The 17,493-nt window shown below is 40.2% G+C and carries 19 protein-coding genes; 17 read left to right on the top strand and 2 right to left on the bottom strand.

Annotation, left to right across the window (positions count from 1 at the left end):
• Positions 1-10: 10 nt before the first annotated feature.
• From cysE to EAF07_RS10860, 3 genes are all read left to right on the top strand, one after another.
• Entirely contained in the window at positions 11-628 is a 618-nt protein-coding gene (cysE, locus tag EAF07_RS04125) for a serine O-acetyltransferase (protein WP_121835028.1), read from the top strand.
• Between the two features lie 134 nt (positions 629-762).
• Positions 763-1,533: a nucleoside phosphorylase gene (locus EAF07_RS04130; RefSeq protein ID WP_121835029.1), complete on the top strand. Its 771-nt coding sequence runs from the start codon at positions 763-765 to the stop codon at positions 1,531-1,533.
• Positions 1,534-1,554: 21 nt separating this feature from the next.
• Entirely contained in the window at positions 1,555-1,686 is a 132-nt protein-coding gene (locus tag EAF07_RS10860) for a hypothetical protein (RefSeq protein WP_281272438.1), read from the top strand.
• 161 nt (positions 1,687-1,847) lie between these two features.
• Here the strand turns inward: EAF07_RS10860 and EAF07_RS04135 are convergent, their stop codons facing one another.
• The gene (locus EAF07_RS04135; RefSeq protein ID WP_121835030.1) at positions 1,848-2,699 is read right to left on the bottom strand and encodes a MurR/RpiR family transcriptional regulator; all 852 of its coding nucleotides are present in this window, start codon (positions 2,697-2,699) and stop codon (positions 1,848-1,850) included.
• A 173-nt stretch (positions 2,700-2,872) separates the two neighbouring features.
• Between EAF07_RS04135 and EAF07_RS04140 the strand changes: the two genes are divergently transcribed.
• From EAF07_RS04140 to EAF07_RS04185, 10 genes are all read left to right on the top strand, one after another.
• Positions 2,873-4,297 (top strand): 6-phospho-beta-glucosidase, encoded by a 1,425-nt coding sequence (locus EAF07_RS04140; protein ID WP_121835031.1) that lies wholly within the window; start codon positions 2,873-2,875, stop codon positions 4,295-4,297.
• Complete coding sequence (locus tag EAF07_RS04145) at positions 4,297-5,532, top strand: MFS transporter (protein WP_245962692.1); 1,236 nt, start codon at positions 4,297-4,299, stop codon at positions 5,530-5,532. The genes EAF07_RS04140 and EAF07_RS04145 overlap by 1 nt, the downstream gene beginning before the upstream one ends.
• Position 5,533: 1 nt before the next feature.
• Positions 5,534-6,361 (top strand): MBL fold metallo-hydrolase, encoded by an 828-nt coding sequence (locus EAF07_RS04150; protein WP_121835032.1) that lies wholly within the window; start codon positions 5,534-5,536, stop codon positions 6,359-6,361.
• Positions 6,362-6,414: 53 nt separating this feature from the next.
• A complete protein-coding gene (locus EAF07_RS04155) occupies positions 6,415-7,401 on the top strand; it encodes an aldo/keto reductase (protein ID WP_121835033.1) in 987 nt (328 codons plus the stop codon).
• Positions 7,402-8,299: 898 nt separating this feature from the next.
• Entirely contained in the window at positions 8,300-9,646 is a 1,347-nt protein-coding gene (gene cysS / locus EAF07_RS04160; protein ID WP_342769097.1) for a cysteine--tRNA ligase, read from the top strand.
• Positions 9,639-10,040 carry a Mini-ribonuclease 3 gene (locus EAF07_RS04165; RefSeq protein WP_121835035.1) on the top strand — a complete coding sequence of 134 codons (402 nt, stop codon included), beginning with the start codon at positions 9,639-9,641 and terminating at the stop codon, positions 10,038-10,040. The genes cysS and EAF07_RS04165 overlap by 8 nt, the downstream gene beginning before the upstream one ends.
• Entirely contained in the window at positions 10,037-10,522 is a 486-nt protein-coding gene (locus EAF07_RS04170; protein WP_121835036.1) for a DUF6892 domain-containing protein, read from the top strand. Before EAF07_RS04165 ends, EAF07_RS04170 begins: the two co-directional genes overlap by 4 nt.
• 86 nt (positions 10,523-10,608) lie before the next feature.
• Positions 10,609-11,388 carry a hypothetical protein gene (locus EAF07_RS04175; protein WP_121835037.1) on the top strand — a complete coding sequence of 260 codons (780 nt, stop codon included), beginning with the start codon at positions 10,609-10,611 and terminating at the stop codon, positions 11,386-11,388.
• Between the two features lie 187 nt (positions 11,389-11,575).
• Entirely contained in the window at positions 11,576-12,322 is a 747-nt protein-coding gene (rlmB, locus tag EAF07_RS04180) for a 23S rRNA (guanosine(2251)-2'-O)-methyltransferase RlmB (protein WP_121835038.1), read from the top strand.
• A gap of 21 nt (positions 12,323-12,343) precedes the next feature.
• A complete protein-coding gene (locus tag EAF07_RS04185; protein WP_121835039.1) occupies positions 12,344-12,859 on the top strand; it encodes an NYN domain-containing protein in 516 nt (171 codons plus the stop codon).
• Positions 12,860-12,902: 43 nt separating this feature from the next.
• Here EAF07_RS04185 and def read toward each other — a convergent pair whose 3' ends face one another.
• A complete protein-coding gene (gene def, locus EAF07_RS04190) occupies positions 12,903-13,517 on the bottom strand; it encodes a peptide deformylase (RefSeq protein ID WP_121835040.1) in 615 nt (204 codons plus the stop codon).
• A gap of 247 nt (positions 13,518-13,764) precedes the next feature.
• Here def and EAF07_RS04195 point away from each other — a divergent pair, with 247 nt between their 5' ends.
• From EAF07_RS04195 to EAF07_RS04210, 4 genes are all read left to right on the top strand, one after another.
• Positions 13,765-15,096 (top strand): nucleobase:cation symporter-2 family protein, encoded by a 1,332-nt coding sequence (locus EAF07_RS04195; protein ID WP_121835041.1) that lies wholly within the window; start codon positions 13,765-13,767, stop codon positions 15,094-15,096.
• Between the two features lie 194 nt (positions 15,097-15,290).
• Entirely contained in the window at positions 15,291-15,560 is a 270-nt protein-coding gene (rpsO, locus tag EAF07_RS04200) for a 30S ribosomal protein S15 (protein ID WP_018164109.1), read from the top strand.
• A gap of 541 nt (positions 15,561-16,101) precedes the next feature.
• Complete coding sequence (gene rpoE / locus EAF07_RS04205) at positions 16,102-16,680, top strand: DNA-directed RNA polymerase subunit delta (RefSeq protein ID WP_121835042.1); 579 nt, start codon at positions 16,102-16,104, stop codon at positions 16,678-16,680.
• A 119-nt stretch (positions 16,681-16,799) separates the two neighbouring features.
• Positions 16,800-17,213 (top strand): organic hydroperoxide resistance protein, encoded by a 414-nt coding sequence (locus EAF07_RS04210; protein ID WP_121835043.1) that lies wholly within the window; start codon positions 16,800-16,802, stop codon positions 17,211-17,213.
• Positions 17,214-17,493: the final 280 nt, after the last annotated feature.

Raw genomic sequence — 17,493 nt, forward strand, 5'->3', positions numbered from 1 at the left:
GGAGGTAACCATGGGCTGGTGGAAAAAAAGTATCGATATCGTTAAGGAACTTGATCCAGCGGCTCGTAATAGCCTTGAAGTTCTCTTAACTTATCCTGGATTGAAAGCCTTGGCAGCACACCGTTTGTCACATTGGCTCTGGAATCATAATTTTCGATTATTAGCACGGATGCATAGCCAGTTTTGGCGTTTTTGGACCAATATTGAAATTCATCCAGGCGCTCAGATTGCAGCGGGGGTTTTCATTGACCATGGTGCTGGCTTGGTCATCGGTGAGACAGCTATCGTTGAGGAAGGCGTGATGCTTTATCACGGTGTTACTCTCGGAGGTACTGGGAAGGATGTGGGGAAACGCCATCCGACCGTCCGTAAAGGTGCCCTTGTTTCAGCACACGCTCAAGTGATTGGACCTATTGAAATTGGTGAGAATGCTAAAGTAGGTGCAGCCGCAGTTGTTCTTGCAGATGTACCAGCAGATGTCACGGTGGTAGGTATGCCAGCTAAAATTGTGCGTGTCCATGGGAAAAAGGATGACGAGGTCATCCATGATTTGGAAGACCATCGTGAACATTACTTGCACAAATTAGAAGAATTACGTGAGGCTAGTCACCGTTCAGCAGGATTATAAAACTAAAGAGGAAACTCGTGTTATGAAATATAAAGACAATCCTTCCAGATTTTAAAAATAAAGCAGAGCTCCAAAGTCGTTGTGATTTTCGGAGCTTTTGTTTATAATAAATTAACAAACTGAGGAGGTGCCTTATGTTATTGAATGAATTTGATAATTCCAAAGCGGTCATTGAGCCAGAGACTATTTTGTCGCTTAAGAAAGGGTTAGATATTCAGGAAGTTTGCGATACCATCATCATGCCTTTTTCAGGTACTTTGTTTGATAAGATTATCAATCTAGATGGTGTTTACCAAGGTGGTTATAAATCTAATATCAACGGCAAGCAACCTTGGTACATTTATGAGTATATGGGCAAAAAGGTGGCTGTGATGAAGGCGCTTCTTGGTGGACCAGCTTTGGTAGGAACTTTAGAAGAATTAAAGGCATCTGGTTTTAAAAACTTTATTATTTTTGGAACCTGTGGTGTACTAGATGGTGATTTAGAATCAAATAAGATTATTTTACCGACATCTAGTCTGCGTGATGAGGGGATTTCTTATCATTATGCACCAGCTTCTGATGAGATTGGATATTCAAATGAACACATGAACTATTTTGCCAGTATTTTAGACAAGCACGGCATTCCTCATACTCAGACAAAGGCTTGGACAACGGATGCCTTTTATCGTGAGACGCCTGACAAAGTTAAGCGTCGTATGGAAGCGGGAGCTCAGGTGGTTAATATGGAGTGGGCTTCTGTGGCAGCCTGGGCACAGTACCGAAAAGCTGATGTTTACCATTTCTTTTACACCTCCGATTATGTAGATGTAGATAAGGGCTGGGATGCGCGTGATGGGCACGATGAAGAAAACCTGCTTCGTTTTTTCAATGTTGCCCTAAAGATTGCGGAAGAGTTATCATAATTTATTTCAAGGAGGTTAATGATGGTATCATTTCTAAAAAACTATTGGGCTTATCTGGTCATGATTGCCTGTGGTAGTTGTTTAGCGATTAATTATTTCTTATCAGATAAAACTTGGATGGGATTTGTCTGGGTAACTTTTGCTATGGTGTGATGTGTTCGCTTTTATCAACAATATCAGAAGGATAAAGGTCACAGATAAGGATAGTCATTCAAAAAATATTACAAATACTAAAAAGCCTAGAATCCGACTGGTGGATTTTAGGCTTTTTATTGACTTATGGCTCTTTAAAGAGTTATTATCTCTTTGTGTGTTTACCTCCCTTGTTCTAGCTTACTAGATAGATTAACTTTTTTGACATAATTAGAGAAGAAATCTTTTTTAAAGTAGGTGGCATATAGGGTGTTAAGAATAAATAAGATGGATTCTTCAGTTGAGAAGTTTCCAATTTTTTTAAATTTATCTTCTTTGGTACATAGAAGAAAGGTTGTGTCAGCAGCTTCTTTGAGCAAATCTCCACTTTCACTGGTTAGGGCAATGATTTTTGTCTTATTGGCTTTTAATAACGGAATGTAGCGAAGGCTCTCCATGGTTTCAGAGTTACCAGAATAAGAGATAATAATGGCAAGATCATCTTCTTGGAGTGACGAACTTGTTAGCCCAAATTCTCCTGAATGCCCAATTTCAATGACTTTACCAATAGTGAGCATTTTACGTCTGAAAAGGTAGCCTAAGTATTCATTAGGACTGAGCCCAAAGAGAACCACTCGTTTGGCTTGTTTGATCAAGTCAGTAGCCTTATCAAGATCTTCTGGTTTGATTTTATCAGCAGTGTCTTGAATGCTTTCTTTTTCAACAGTTGCAATTTTTTGGATGATAGTAGTAATATCGTCATCTTCGTTAAAGGGCAGATTATGATCGACATCTGAATAATGGGTATCAGAATAATAACGTTCGGCTATCAAAGCAGGGAGAAAATCGGTCCATCCTTTGTAACCGAGAGATTGTGCAAAACGAACCAAGCTAGCTTTTGAGGTAAAGGTTGCGGTAGCTAGTTCTTCCAATGAAAAATGTTCAATGGTGCCTAAGTTTTCTAATAGAAATGCTGCAATAACGGCTTTTGATGTTTGTCCATTGACAGTATAATCTTTAATCGCTTGTAACATAGCGCCTCCTTATTTCACTTCATTTCACGATTTGAGGCTATTTTAAGTAGATTTTGAAACCGTATTCCAAGTTTAGCAAAAAAGCTAGCTCTTGTCCAACAGCTGGGATATACTGGGGGTAGAAGTTGAAATAGTTATCTTTTGAGTTTGTAATGAGTGAGAAAGGAAAATAGATGACATTACCAAAGAATTTTTTATGGGGTGGTGCAACAGCTGCTAATCAAGCAGAAGGTGGTATTTTTGAAGGTGGTCGTGGTCTCACGAATACGGACTTGATGCCAATTGGTGAAGATCGCAAAGCCATAGCTTTTGGGAGCTTAGATAATCTAGAGCGTCGCTCCGATTATTTCTATCCAAGTGAAGAAGCCATTGATATGTACCATCATTATATGGAGGATATTGATTTATTGGCGCAAATGGGTTTAAAAGTCTATCGGATGTCAATTTCTTGGACCCGCATTTTCCCAAATGGAGACGATGCACATCCTAATGAAGTAGGTTTGCGTTTTTATGAGGCGATTTTAAAAAAATTACGCGAGCATCAGATTGAACCGTTGGTAACCTTGGCTCATTTTGATGTACCAGTGGCTTTGATTAAAAAATTTGGTGGTTGGAGAGATCGCCGTATGGTCAAAGCCTATGTCAATTATGCGCAGACCGTTTTTACGCGTTATAAAGGGCTAGTCAAGTATTGGCTAACAATCAATGAAATCAATATCTTACTGCATCAACCTTTTGTTGGTGGAGGCTTGATATTTAAAGAGGGAGATAACATTGAAGCCCTCAAATATCAGGCAGCCCATCATCAGTTAGTAGCGTCAGCTTTGGCAACGAAAATTGCCCATGATATTGATGAGAACAATCAAGTTGGTTGTATGCTTGCAGGAGGTAGTCACTACCCTTATAGCTGTCGTCCAAAAGATTATCTTGAGGCGATTCATCGTGACAATGGGGAATATTTCTTTATTGATGTTCAATCTAGAGGTTATTATCCTAGCTATGCTCTCAAGAAATTGGAACGTGAGCATATCACTTTATCTGTTGAACCAGAAGATGAGCGTATTTTAAAAGAAAATACTGTGGATTTTGTCTCTTTTTCTTACTATTCTTCACGGACGGTATCTGGGTATGATGAGGATTATGCCACTACAACTGGGAATCTTTTTAAATCTATCAAAAACCCCAATCTCCCTTCAACAGACTGGGGGTGGCAAATTGATCCTCTTGGACTTAGATCATCGCTTAATATGCTTTACAATCGTTATCAAAAGCCTCTTTTTATTGTGGAAAATGGCTTGGGTGCTAAAGATGTGCCTAATGAGATGGGTTATGTAGAGGATGATTACCGGATTGATTACACGCGCCAGCATATTGAAGCCTTTAAGGATGCTGTAGAGATTGATGGTGTGGAACTATTAGGATACACAACTTGGGGCATTATTGATGTAACTGCCGCATCAACTGGCCAAATGAGTAAGCGCTATGGTTTTATTTATGTTGACCGTGACGACGAAGGCAACGGTACACTAGCAAGAACGCCTAAAAAATCATTTTATTGGTACAAGGATGTCATTGCAAGTAATGGAGAAGTGCTATAATGAAGAAAGAAGGTGAAATGATGCGTCGGTATCACAAGGCTTGGACCGTTTTAGCTGTTTTATGTGGTCTAGCAGCAGCGGCTATTGGAGTATCGATTAACACCTCAGGAGTTTTTTATACAGTGGTTTCTGAAGATTTGGGAATGCTGAGAGGTGCCTTTGCTTTCCACATGACCATATTTTCTTTAGTGACTGCGATTAGTGCCTTATTTGTACCGCGCTTGCTAAATCGTTACCCTTTCAAACGCTTTTTAATGATAGCTGTTCTGGTTGGCGTGGTAGGGACAGGTTTGATGGCAGTTTCTAGTCAACTTTGGCAATTTTATCTTTTGGGAGCTATCCGCGGCTTTTCAACAGGGATGTTTTCGATTGTGACAATCACGTTGATTATTAATCAGTGGTTTAAAGAAAAAAACGGTTTGGCTACGAGTATTGCGCTAGGATTTTCAGGGTTAGTGGGTGCTGTATTTTCACCTATCTTTTCATGGGTTATTGCCCATATAGGATGGCGAGGAGCTTATGGTCTTGAAGCGCTACTGATTGGCTTGCTTTGCCTACCGGCTATTCTTTATCCTTTTACGATGATGCCAGAAGATGAAGGTAGCAAAGCGTATGGAAAACAATCAGTGAAAAATCATCAGGTTGTGACTGCTCAGGATAAGAAAGTGGCAACAGTTTTTCAGTTAGGAGCTTTGTTAATCTTTGCTAGTTTAATCGGATTTATGTCGAGCATGACCCAACATTTACCAGGATATGCTACAAGTGTTGGTCTATCAGTGACTTTAGGTGCTAGTCTTTTATCGATGGGCATGCTAGGTAATATTATTTCTAAATTAGTGATTGGCGTTTTAAGCGACCGCTTTGGGTCCTTAAAAGCAACAACTGTTCTACTAGCGCTAGCACTTTTAGGGAATCTGCTATTGATGCAAACACAGGTAACGGTTTTCTTATTATTGGCAGCCTTTCTTTTTGGATCTTGCTATGGTTTAGGCAGTGTATCACTAGCGTTAGTAACGCGTGATATTTTTGGAGATGACGCCTATGGGAAACGATTCCCGATTATTTCCTTCGCGGGGAACTTGGGCGCAGCTCTAGCTTTTTCAATTATTGGTTACATTTATGATTTTACAGGAAGTTACTTTCCCACACTGATAATGCTTGTTGCCTTTCTTTTGATCAGCACAATAAGTTTATTTTCAGCTTTTTATAGGAGAAAAATGGTAAGGGAGAAATGAGATGAAATTATCATATAGTTCGCATGGACAAGCCATGCCTGTTGCAACAGAACAAATCACTCAAGAGGCCTTTGCGGCTATGTCGCATACGGAGATTCGTTGGTTGGGTAATGCCAGCATCTTAATTAATAGTCGAGGTCACATTATCCTAATTGATCCCATTTTAGATGGATTTGATATGCCTCTATTGATTGATATGCCGATTGAAAGTACGGCTATTCCGAAAGTTGATAGCTTACTGATTAGTCATATTGATGGAGATCATTTGAATTTTGACACGTTGACAAATATCAAAGCAGTTACTAAAGCATATTATGCACCGCCTTACGTTTCTGAGGTAATGACAGAAAAAGGTTACTCAACACAAGAGTGTTCACTAGGGCAACCATTTACGATAGGCAATACTTTGGTCACTCCGACACCAACCAAGCACAACTGGCAAAATGGATTGGAAAAATATAAGTACCGTGAGTGGCGAGAGGAAGAGTATTTAGGTTACTGGATGGATACACCAGATGGTGCGATCTGGTTACCGAGTGATTCTAAGTTATTACCAGAACATTTAAATATGCCCGAGCCAGCTGTTATTTTGTTTGATTTTAGTGATAATGATTGGCATATTACTTATGAAGGGGCTGTTACATTAGCCAATACTTACCCTAAGGCTGAATTGATTTGCATTCACTGGGGAAGTGTTGATGCGCCAGACTGGAACACCTTCAATGGAAATCCAGAAAAATTATTGGCTGATGTTGTCAATCCAGAAAGGGTACATGCGTTAAACGTGGGACAAAAATTAGTTTTAACAGACAAGGTAGCTAGTCTGTAAGAAGTTATCTGATCAAATTCAATTCAAATCTTGTTATGATATTGGAGGAAATTATGGAATATACAAAACTTGGAAATACTGGATTAGAAGTATCAAAAATCTGTCTTGGTTGTATGAGTTTTGGAGATGCTAGTCAAGGGTTTCATTCAGGATGGTTACTTGATGAAGAAAAATCACGTGTGATTATCAAAAAAGCCTTGGATATGGGGATTAACTTTTTTGACACTGCAAATGGTTATGGTAAAGGGTCCAGTGAAGAATATCTGGGGCGTGCTTTACGCGATTTTGCAGATCGAGACGAGGTTGTTATTGCGACAAAAGTGTTTTTCGGAGACGGTCTCCACGAGGGAAGAAATACAAAAGGTTTGTCACGAAAGGCCATTTTTAACCAAGTAGAGGCGAGTTTGAAACGTTTAGGAACAGATTATATTGATATCCTTTATATTCACCGTTGGGACTACCATACACCAATTGAGGAAACCATGTCAGCCTTACATGATTTAGTCAAGGCTGGTAAAGTTCATTATCTCGGAGCTTCGGCTATGTACGCTTGGCAATTTCAAAAAGCCCAGTATATTGCTGAGAAAAATGGTTGGACACCGTTTTCCGTCATGCAAAATCACTACAATATGCTCTATCGTGAAGATGAACGGGAGATGATTCCATTTTGTAAAGATTATGGTGTTGGTCTTGCCCCTTATAGCCCACTCGCAGCAGGTCGTATCGTTCGAGACTGGGATGCTGACACTGCTAGAAGTAAAGCAGATACAATAGCTATTTCAAAATATGATAGTACGATGGAGCAGGACAAAGCAATTGTAATGAGAGTGGCAGAAATTTCAGAAAAATATGGGATTACCCGTTCTCAAGTAGCACTTGCATGGCTATGGAAGAAAGGGATAGATTCCCCTATTGTTGGTGTAACAAAGGAAAAATATTTAGATGATTTTATGGGAGCATTTGAAGTAGCATTAACAGATGAAGATATTGCTTACTTGGATGAACTATACCGGCCACATCAGATTATGGGAGCTTTATAATATTTTTAGTAATCCATTATCCATTGTATGGGTAGTGCCATTTTAATATTATAGTGTTTTATCTTTAAAATAGTAAACTCGTTTAAGATAAATTGTCTCAGTCACAATGAATTCTTCTTCAATATATGGTTGTTTTATAATATTTTATTGCTGGTATTTTCTGCAATCATTACGAGCGACGAAGTCGCCACAACTAGCACTTTCCGCAGTGGTGATAACACTAAAACTAATAAGTTTTAGTGTGAAGGGGTTGGCAAGACCTAGGCTTGCCAAGAAGGAATGGAACTCTGTAGGAGGTCGCTTCCGCCCCACACCACATTAGGAGAAGTGCTAACAAAAATACTAAATAAAAACTAATTGACTTTAATACTTAACAAAAATCAAAAATTACTTTTTGTTTCTTTCTTAAATGTGCGGACGCTCCAAAGGTCTGGGAGACCTTTGGAGGTGGGAAATAGAGTTGACAAAGTCAACATCAAAACCTCCTACGGAGTTTCATTGCTAGATTTGAGCCTACTTTTCGCAGTAGATGATTGGATGTACTTGTCGACTACTCGACAGCGTCCAACCTAATCATCCTTGCGGGGGAACTACTACGAAATTGATTCTCAATTTGTAGTTTTCCCCAAAAAACGTTCTTAGCAAGCAAATTACCCTCGCTTTTTGATTTCTAAGCTCAGGCTGAAGCTGTCCACTGGACAGTTTCACTAATAAGAATACCACTATAGCGAAAGAAACATGTTAACCTCACTTCGTTCGGTAGTCCATCAAAAGTATTAGAGGTTCTAAAATGCTAATTTTGATTTTGGATGAGTATAAGAAAGATTCACCCTCGTATTTTTGTGCGAGGGTGTCTTTGTGGTATAATGAAAGCATTAGAAAAGAAGAGAGTATGAGTATGACGATTAAGATTTATGATACTATGACCCGTAGCTTGCGTGAGTTTGTGCCTTTGGAAGAGGGCAAGGTTAAGATGTATGTCTGCGGTCCCACAGTTTATAATTACATTCACGTGGGAAATGGGCGGAGTGCGGTAGCTTTTGATACCATCCGTCGTTATTTGGAGTACCGTGGTTATGACGTGACTTACATTTCTAACTTTACGGATGTGGACGATAAGATTATCAAGGGTGCGGCCGCAGAAGCTATGACCACCAAGGATTTTTCAGACAAGCACATTGCGGCTTTTATGGAAGACACGGCAGCGCTTGGTATCAAGCCGGCGACAAAAAATCCTCGTGTCATTGACTATATGGATGAGATTATTGCTTTTGTAGTTGACCTTGTAGAAAAAGGCTTCGCTTATGAGTCAGAAGGGGATGTCTATTTCCGTGTGGAAAAATCTGTGGATTACGCTAAGTTAGCCAATAAAACCCTCGATGATTTGGTTTTAGGAGCCAGTGGGCGTACAGACGAAGAAACTGCTCGCAAGGAAAATCCTGTGGATTTTGCCCTTTGGAAATCGGCTAAGGCAGGCGAAGTGTCTTGGGAGAGCCCTTGGGGAGCTGGTCGTCCAGGCTGGCACATCGAGTGTTCAGTCATGGCAACTGAAATTTTAGGCGATACCATTGATATTCATGGTGGCGGCGCCGACCTTGAATTCCCACACCACACCAATGAAATTGCGCAATCAGAAGCCAAAACGGGTCATAAATTCGTCAACTACTGGATGCATAACGGCTTTGTCAATGTGGACAATGAAAAAATGTCAAAATCCCTTGGTAACTTCATTACCGTTCACGATGCCCTCAAAACCGTTGATGGACAGGTTCTACGTTTCTTCCTTGCGACGCAACAATACCGCAAACCAATTAATTTTACCGAAAAGGCCATCCATGATGCTCAGACCAATCTGAAATACCTGAAAAACACTTATGAACAACCTTTCACAGGTCAAGTGAATGCTGATGAACTAACTGATTTTGTAACAAAATTCACTGATGCTATGGATGAAGATTTCAACACAGCAAACGGGATTACAGTGATTTTTGAAATGGCCAAGTGGATTAACTCAGGCAACTATGATGAAACAGTTAAAGCGGCATTGACCAAGATGTTAGAGGTCTTTGGGATTGTCTTTAAGGAAGAAGTTTTGGATGCTGACATTGAGCGCTTGATTGAGGAACGCCAAGCAGCGCGTGCCAATCGTGATTTTGCGACAGCTGACCGTATCCGTGATGAATTGGCAGCGCAGGGGATTAAGTTGCTTGATACCAAGGATGGTGTGAGGTGGACGCGTGACTAATCTTGATGTCAATTTGATCAATGGCATAGCGCTCGCATTTGAAGGGGACGCGGTGTATTCCATGTATATTCGCCGTCACTTGATTTTTACAGGTCAGACCAAGCCCAATCAGCTGCACCGCTTAGCGACAAAATATGTGTCTGCAAAAGCACAGGCAAGTCTGATTACGAAAATGTTAGAAGCGCAGCTATTGACCGAAAAAGAAGAAGAAATCTACAAGCGTGGCCGCAATGCCTCAACCCATACCAAGGCTAAGAATACGGATATCATCACTTACAAGATGTCCACAGGTTTTGAAGCGGTTCTTGGCTACCTTCACATGACCGAGCAAATTGAGCGCATGGAAGAGCTGATTGGGTGGTGTATCAAGACTATTGAGGAGGAAAATCAGTGATTTCTTTTTTCAAAAATTTGTTGAGAGGTCAGGAAGATTATCTTGAATTTGATAACTTTAATTTTAAGTTAGTAATTATCCAAGAGCTCATGTATGAACAGGAAGTTCTGACACCGAAGTTTGATGTCTACGAGTATGCCAAACAAGTTCCTGTTGATTTCGAAGCGACCTACGATGGTGTGGCACCAGAAGTTAAGAACTATTTTGAGGCTTTCAAAATTCCCAAACGATTAGCAAAATATGTTAAAAAGCTCTATTTAGATGGTGGTAATGACATTTATTTACAGCTAATGCCTTACGGCGATGGTGAGGGAGATGAGTTCGATATCTCAGAAATCTCTCCAAGAGAACTTGGTCAATTTAAACAGTTAGTTGAAATTGATGCTCAAGCAGTGAATTATTTTTCTCCAGAAGCAACTGACTATCTACGAAGTCAAGGTATTGCTGTAAAAGAATATCAACATAAAGTAAAAAAGAATTGAAATGCTCAATTCTTTTTTTGTTTTCTTACGAATAGTTAGATAAGAGGGACAGAGAGTTCCGATTTTATATGTTGAGGAGAAAAGAAATGACTTATAAACGTTTATCATCAGCAGTCCTTTTAGGGGGTGCACTACTAGGATTATCAGGACAACAAGTGGCTATGGCAGAGGAAACTCCTAATCAAGTAGTAGAGCAAACGACAGAATTGCAATATAGTTTAGGTATTCCTACAAGTGCCACTCTGCGCTCTGATCAGACAGCTATTGACCTTGCGATAACCCTGCCTAAGAAATTTGAGGAAGCCAAGGTTGTCACAGTTGAGTTGAGAAATATTGTAGGGAAAGAGTTGAATACGTTAGATTATACCGTTCCTAAAGGACAACAAAAATTCACTTGCTGGTTTAGTTTGGCAGGATTGCAAGAAGAAGGGTACTATGTGACGGTTACTCTTCCAGATGGATCAGTTACCCACTCAGGCTATTCTAAGAGCATCTACATCCAGCAACCTAATGAAACAGGAACACCAGAAAAAAATCAAAATACAGAAAAGGTTTCTCAAGAGAAAATAACTCAGAAAAATGCACCTCAGCAAGCCAATCAATCACCGACAGTAGAAGGTGAAGAGAAGCCAAAAACTCAAGAGAAACCTACTGTTTCTTCTGTCAAAAGTGACGAAAAACTAGACACGACAAAGGTGAATGGTGCAAAACAAACTGCTGTAACTCAAAAAGCAACTCTTAGTTCATCAAATCAGCTGTCGCAAGCTCCCAAAGACTCAGGGTTTTCTAAGGTAGTTATAGCAGTAATGGGAATCGGTGCTGTCGGATTACTAGCAGGATTGACCTATTTTTTCAAAAAACGATAATTTATAGAGAACAGATTAGCAAGCTCTAGCTGTTATTGAGATAAAAAAGAAACGAATGCTTAACACTTTAGAAGGTATTTTCTAGTGTTAGCGTCGTTTTTTATTTGCTCTGACTTGTCCAAAATCAAAATTTATGAAAAGGGATAAAAAATGACCTCCTAGCTGAGTTTCGTGCTATAATGAAGACATGAAAGAAAGAAAACAAGAAGAAGTGACAGATATCGTCTACGGCGTACATGCCGTCACTGAAAGCCTGCAAGCCAATACAGGTAATAAACTCTATATCCAAGATGACCTTCGTGGCAAAAATGTGGATAAAATCAAAAACCTAGCCACTGAAAAGAAGGTTTCGATTTCTTGGACACCCAAAAAGACCTTGAATGAGATGGCCAACAACGGTATCCACCAAGGCTTTGTCTTGCGTGTATCGGAGTTCGCTTATGCCGAATTATCTGCGATTATGGAAAAAGCAGAGCAGGAAGAAAATCCCCTCATTCTTATTTTGGACGGACTGACAGACCCACATAATTTGGGGTCAATCTTGCGAACAGCTGACGCTACAAAAGTAGCAGGCGTGATTATTCCAAAACACCGTGCCGTTGGTGTAACACCAGTTGTTGCTAAAACCTCAACAGGTGCTGTGGAACATGTTCCGATTGCCCGTGTGACCAATCTCAGTCAAACCTTGGATAAATTAAAAGCAGCAGGTTTCTGGATTTTTGGAACGGACATGAACGGTACTCCAAGCCACAAATGGAATACTGCTGGCAAGCTGGCTCTTATCATCGGCAACGAAGGTAAAGGCATTTCAGCTAACATCAAAAAACAAGTGGATGAGATGATTACTATTCCTATGGATGGGCATGTGCAGAGCTTAAATGCTAGTGTAGCGGCAGCCATTCTCATGTATGAGGTGTTTAGAAATAAACAATAGGGGCAACAGAGGAGGCAATCCATGAAAAAGAAACTCATGCTAGTTGATGGTTATAACATGATTGCCTTCTGGCAAGAGACCAAGCAGGCATTCAAAACCAATCAATTAGATGAAGCGCGAAACATTTTATTGCGCAAACTCAATAACTATGCTAATTTTGAACAGATTGAGATAACCTGTGTCTTTGACGCTCAGTATGTTCCAGGAAATCGACAACGCTACGATCAGTACAAGGTAGAAGTCATTTTTACCGAAGAAAATGAGACTGCAGATGATTACATCGAACGTATGGCGGCTGAGCTAAACACATCATTAAATTTGGTAGAAGTAGCAACCAGCGACCTCAATGAACAGTGGACCATTTTTGCACAAGGTTGTTTGCGCGTCTCTGCGCGTGAATTAGAACAACGTGTCAACACTGTGAAATCTGACTTAGATAAATTATCTGCACAAATTGACTTGAAAAAGCCTCGCTTATCAGCAATTGCAGATGACCAAATGGATTTATTGAAAAATTTATTACATTCTATGGAATAATAAAAAAAGCTGGGCTTCCAGCTTTTTTGTTATCTTTAGTCGCTTAGTCTAAAATAATCACACCATCTTCGATTTTAAAAGGTTCAGCAATGTTGATGCGGTCATAGAACATGACACCGTTGAGGTGGTCGATTTCATGCTGAACAACAATGGCGTTGTAGCCTTTGAACTTGACCTTGTGTTTTTCGCCGTTTTTATCAAGGTATTCGACAGTAATACGAGCGTGACGAGGGACGTAACCTTCAACAACGCGATCGACAGATAGGCAGCCTTCTCCGTCAGCCAGCGCAGCTTGTTGGACAGAATGTGCGACAATTTTAGGGTTGTACATAATCGCTTGTAAACTGTAGGCTTCTGTCGGAGGATTGCCCTCTTCATCCTCTGGATTTGGGACAAGGCAAGCAATAATGCGTTTTGACACATCTAATTGTGGAGCAGCAAGGCCAACCCCACCACGTAGTCCCATCTTTTCAGCGGTCACTGGGTCTTGGGAGTTTTTCAAAAATTGCATCATTTTTTCGCCAAGAATAATGTCCTCATCGCTTAATGGCAGAGCAACTTCAGCAGCTTTTTCACGAAGTGTCGGATGACCTTCGCGAATAATATCATCCATGTTAATCAAGTGACTAGCTTTGATTAATTTATCTTGTGCAGTCATAATAAATACCTAGAGCCTGTCATCCTTTCGTATTGACTAGAAAAAAGTTGAAGAGATAACTGTTTCTGGCTCTTAATCCTTTCCGTTCTAACAATTTCTTATTCATTCTATCACAAAAAAAGAGATAATAAAAGCAAAGATGGATAAGCGAACGATTTAAGTTTTTTTGATAAAATAGTTCAGAAATGTTGCTAATGTTTTCTAGTTTTGTTATACTGTAGTCTAAAAATTAATGAAAAGGTGTATTATGTCTCAAGATAAAGTTCTTATTGACCACGGACATGTGGAAGAAACACATGATGAAATGCTCTATAACATTGAAGATCGTCCGCCGCTTGGTGTATCGGTAGTTCTAGCACTCCAACATATCCTAGCAGCTTTTGCAGGTATCATTGCGGTACCGCTTGTTGTTGCTGGTGCTATTGGGTTATCTGTTGAGGATACTGCTGTCATGGTATCTGCAACTATTTTTGTAGCAGGTTTAACAACTATCTTACAGTCTAAAGGATTGGGACCAATCGGCTCTCGTGTGTCAGGAATGATGGGAACTGACTTTACTTTTGCGAATCCTGCTATTAGCGTTGGTGCTAAGTTTGGGATTGCAGGAATTGTTGGTGCGACCATTGCAGGTTCTTTGGTAGAAATTGTTCTCAGTCGCTTTATCAAACCGTTGATGAAATTTTTCCCACCGTTGATTACAGGTACCGTTGTCTCTCTTATTGGGATTACCCTTTTGCCTGTCAGCATGGACTGGGCAGCGGGAGGTTCAGGAGCAGCAGATTACGGTTCAGTTCAAAATGTAGCCATCGCTTTTGCGGTTATGGTATTTACCCTTGCCTTAAATCATTATGGTAAAGGGATGTGGTCAACAGCTTCTGTTTTCATAGGAATGATTTTTGGCTATGTTCTCTGTATCGCTCTTGGCAAGGTTGATTTGTCAGCTGTGGCAGATGCCTCATGGTTTGCGATTCCAAATGTGCTTCGTTATGGTGTGACTTTTGATTTTTCATCAATCTTGTCATTCATCCCAGCCTATATCGTTTCACTTATCGGTACTGTTGGGATTATGATGGCTATTGGTGAGGCGTCAAATGTTAAGATTTCGAGCGACCGTGCTGCAAACGGTGTCTTAGCTGATGGTGTAGGTTCTCTTATTGCTGGTGTCTTCGGAGCTGGACCTAATACGGCTTTCTCACAAAACGTTGGTTTGATTACCTTGACGAAGGTTGCTAGCCGCCATGTTATGGTGATTGCTGGGATTATCCTTGCTGTTCTTGGTGTCTTTCCAAAACTATCTGCTCTGATTTCAATTATGCCTCAGCCAGTCCTTGGTGGTGTAGGGGTTATCATGTTTGGACTTGTTGCCGCTCAAGGGATTAAAACCCTAGCAACGATCAAGATTGGTGACCGAGAACTCCTTATTATCTCAGTTGCCTTTGCGCTTGGTATCGGCGTGACTGTTCGTCCAGAACTCTTAGCAAACCTGCCAACGCCTATCCAGATGGTTTTATCATCAGGTATTTCAACAGGTACCCTTGCAGCCCTCATTTTGAATGTCGTTCTAAAAGACAAACGTTAATGAATTTTGGAGCCATTGGCTCCTTTTTCTTTGGGAAATAGCAGAGCTACCCTACCAGTTTTTCCAAAACTATCAGTTGACGAAGCTCAGCCATTTTGCTAAAATATAGAGGTCTATAAGACAAATAACTTCTTCTTGGTTGTAGGAATGCCAACCTGCCACTCGGATGAAGCCAAATAAAAAGGAGAAACATCATGGCAATCTCAAAAGAGAAAAAAAATGAAATCATTGCACAATATGCACGTCACGAAGGTGACACAGGTTCAGTAGAGGTTCAAGTTGCTGTCCTTACTTGGGAAATCAACCACCTTAACGACCACATCAAACAACACAAAAAAGACCACGCTACTTACCGTGGTTTGATGAAAAAAATCGGTCACCGTCGTAACCTTTTGGCTTACCTTCGCCGTACAGACGTTAACCGTTACCGCGAATTGATCGCTTCACTTGGTCTTCGTCGTTAATCAAGATACGGAGCCGTTAAGCGACACACAGCAAAATAGGAAAGCTGACGAAGACGCAAAGCGTCTAGGAGGTCTTTATCTTTTTGCCAAGTGTCGTAGGTGAGTTCAATTAGGCATCTCTGCTTCAGGAGATGTCTTTTTACTTTCTCGGAATAGACTGGATGACTCACTAGGATTTTAGGTTGGGTTCAGTTAGGCACTCTAGTTGATGAGTGCTTTTCTTTTTTGCCAAGTGTCGTAGGCGAGTTCAATACATAACTAAATTAAGTAGAGTTCGAAAAGTATACTAGTTAAAAGGATGCTCTTTCGAAATTGTAGTTTGTGTTTAACATAGCCTAGCTGGATAAACGTTTTATCACCTAAAATCTGAGTTTCTCAAATTGTGGGGGAGTTACTTTTAAGTGTGTGATGGAGCGTATTAATCGCTTCTAGTTAGTTTCCTATAAAAATTCTTTGACGAATAGGATTTTTTAGCGTAAAATAATAAGGAATATTAAATTAGGGATAGACTGTGCTTTGTCTCTTAAAAAGGAGAATACCTTTGGAATTAGATGTATTTGCTGGACAAGAAAAAAGTGAATTGTCAATGATTGAAGTGGCGCGTGCGATTTTAGAAACACGTGGTCGTGGAGACGAGATGTACTTCAATGACTTGGTTAATGCCATCCAAAACTATTTAGAAAAATCAGATGCTGCTATTCGTGAAGCACTGCCATTTTTCTATTCAGACTTAAATACTGATGGTAGCTTTATCCCACTTGGTGAAAATAAATGGGGCCTTCGTTCATGGTACGCCATTGATGAAATCGATGAAGAAATCATTAGTCTTGAAGAAGATGATGAAGATGCACCAAAACGCAAGAGAAAACGTGTTAATGCCTTCATGGACGGTGATGAAGATGCTATTGATTACTCTGATGATGATCCAGAAGATGAAGATTATCGTCCTGAACGTGATAGTCTTGAGTACGACGAGGATAACCCAGATGATGAAAAATCAGAAGTGGACTCATATGACTCAGAGTTAAATGAAATCATCCCAGACGAAGACTTGGATGAAGATGTTAACATCAACGAAGAAGATGATGAGTTTTCAGACGAAGAAGAAACAGAAGAATAATGTTTCGCAGGAGGTTGGGAGAAATATCCCAGCCTCTCTTTTTATGTCAATTTTTTTCGTTGAAGATTCGTGGAGAAAGTAGTATAGTAATGACATCATAAGATAAAGGAGAATTGAGGATGAAAAAAATCTATTCAACAAAAATGATTAACACTGGCGGACGTACAGGTGAAGTACATTCTCCAGATAATAGTTTCCAATTACAGATTGTTCAACCAGGACAACGTGTGGAAGGTGCTACAAACCCAGAACAGCTATTTGCTGCGGGTTACAGCGCCTGCTTTAACAGTGCTCTTAGCTATGTCCTATCTAGTCATGGTGTAACAGCTGAAGCAACGATTACAGCAACAGTATCGCTCTTTAACCTTAGCGTCAGCAATGTTCCAGACGTTCAGCTTGGTGTTGAACTTGAAGGACACATTGAAGGTGTTAGCTTAGAAGAAGCGCAAGCTTATCTTGAAGAAGCACACCAAGTTTGTCCGTATTCACGTGCTACCAAAGGAAATATTGAAGTGACTGTTAAGGCTGTTTAATAGCGATTAAGGCGTTTGCTGCAGCAACCTGATAAGTTAACGTGGTCAGGTTGGTTTGCTTGTTTGCTAAAATCAGACAAGGCATCACAGTTGTCGTTTAGAGAACTAACCTCAGATGGTATGACTGAGGTTTTTCTGTATTTCCATGTTTCAGCTAAATTCCCAAACTAACTTCCACCGTCTGTTAAAGTGGAAGTTAATCTGATAAAACCTCTAACAACCAGTGGAAATCCGTGTCAGGGTAAGTTCCACTGGTTTTTATAATGGTTGATTTTATTGC

It is taken from the genome of Streptococcus hillyeri, assembly GCF_003686955.1.
Taxonomy (GTDB): Bacteria; Bacillota; Bacilli; order Lactobacillales; family Streptococcaceae; genus Streptococcus; species Streptococcus hillyeri.

Coding starts and splice junctions, on each gene's coding strand:
- cysE (WP_121835028.1), top strand. CDS start 11: ATGGGCTGGTGGAAAAAAAGTATCGATATCGTTAAGGAACTTGATCCA.
- EAF07_RS04130 (WP_121835029.1), top strand. CDS start 763: ATGTTATTGAATGAATTTGATAATTCCAAAGCGGTCATTGAGCCAGAG.
- EAF07_RS10860 (WP_281272438.1), top strand. CDS start 1,555: ATGGTATCATTTCTAAAAAACTATTGGGCTTATCTGGTCATGATTGCC.
- EAF07_RS04135 (WP_121835030.1), bottom strand. CDS start 2,699: ATGTTACAAGCGATTAAAGATTATACTGTCAATGGACAAACATCAAAA.
- EAF07_RS04140 (WP_121835031.1), top strand. CDS start 2,873: ATGACATTACCAAAGAATTTTTTATGGGGTGGTGCAACAGCTGCTAAT.
- EAF07_RS04145 (WP_245962692.1), top strand. CDS start 4,297: ATGAAGAAAGAAGGTGAAATGATGCGTCGGTATCACAAGGCTTGGACC.
- EAF07_RS04150 (WP_121835032.1), top strand. CDS start 5,534: ATGAAATTATCATATAGTTCGCATGGACAAGCCATGCCTGTTGCAACA.
- EAF07_RS04155 (WP_121835033.1), top strand. CDS start 6,415: ATGGAATATACAAAACTTGGAAATACTGGATTAGAAGTATCAAAAATC.
- cysS (WP_342769097.1), top strand. CDS start 8,300: ATGACGATTAAGATTTATGATACTATGACCCGTAGCTTGCGTGAGTTT.
- EAF07_RS04175 (WP_121835037.1), top strand. CDS start 10,609: ATGACTTATAAACGTTTATCATCAGCAGTCCTTTTAGGGGGTGCACTA.
- rlmB (WP_121835038.1), top strand. CDS start 11,576: ATGAAAGAAAGAAAACAAGAAGAAGTGACAGATATCGTCTACGGCGTA.
- EAF07_RS04185 (WP_121835039.1), top strand. CDS start 12,344: ATGAAAAAGAAACTCATGCTAGTTGATGGTTATAACATGATTGCCTTC.
- def (WP_121835040.1), bottom strand. CDS start 13,517: ATGACTGCACAAGATAAATTAATCAAAGCTAGTCACTTGATTAACATG.
- EAF07_RS04195 (WP_121835041.1), top strand. CDS start 13,765: ATGTCTCAAGATAAAGTTCTTATTGACCACGGACATGTGGAAGAAACA.
- rpsO (WP_018164109.1), top strand. CDS start 15,291: ATGGCAATCTCAAAAGAGAAAAAAAATGAAATCATTGCACAATATGCA.
- EAF07_RS04210 (WP_121835043.1), top strand. CDS start 16,800: ATGAAAAAAATCTATTCAACAAAAATGATTAACACTGGCGGACGTACA.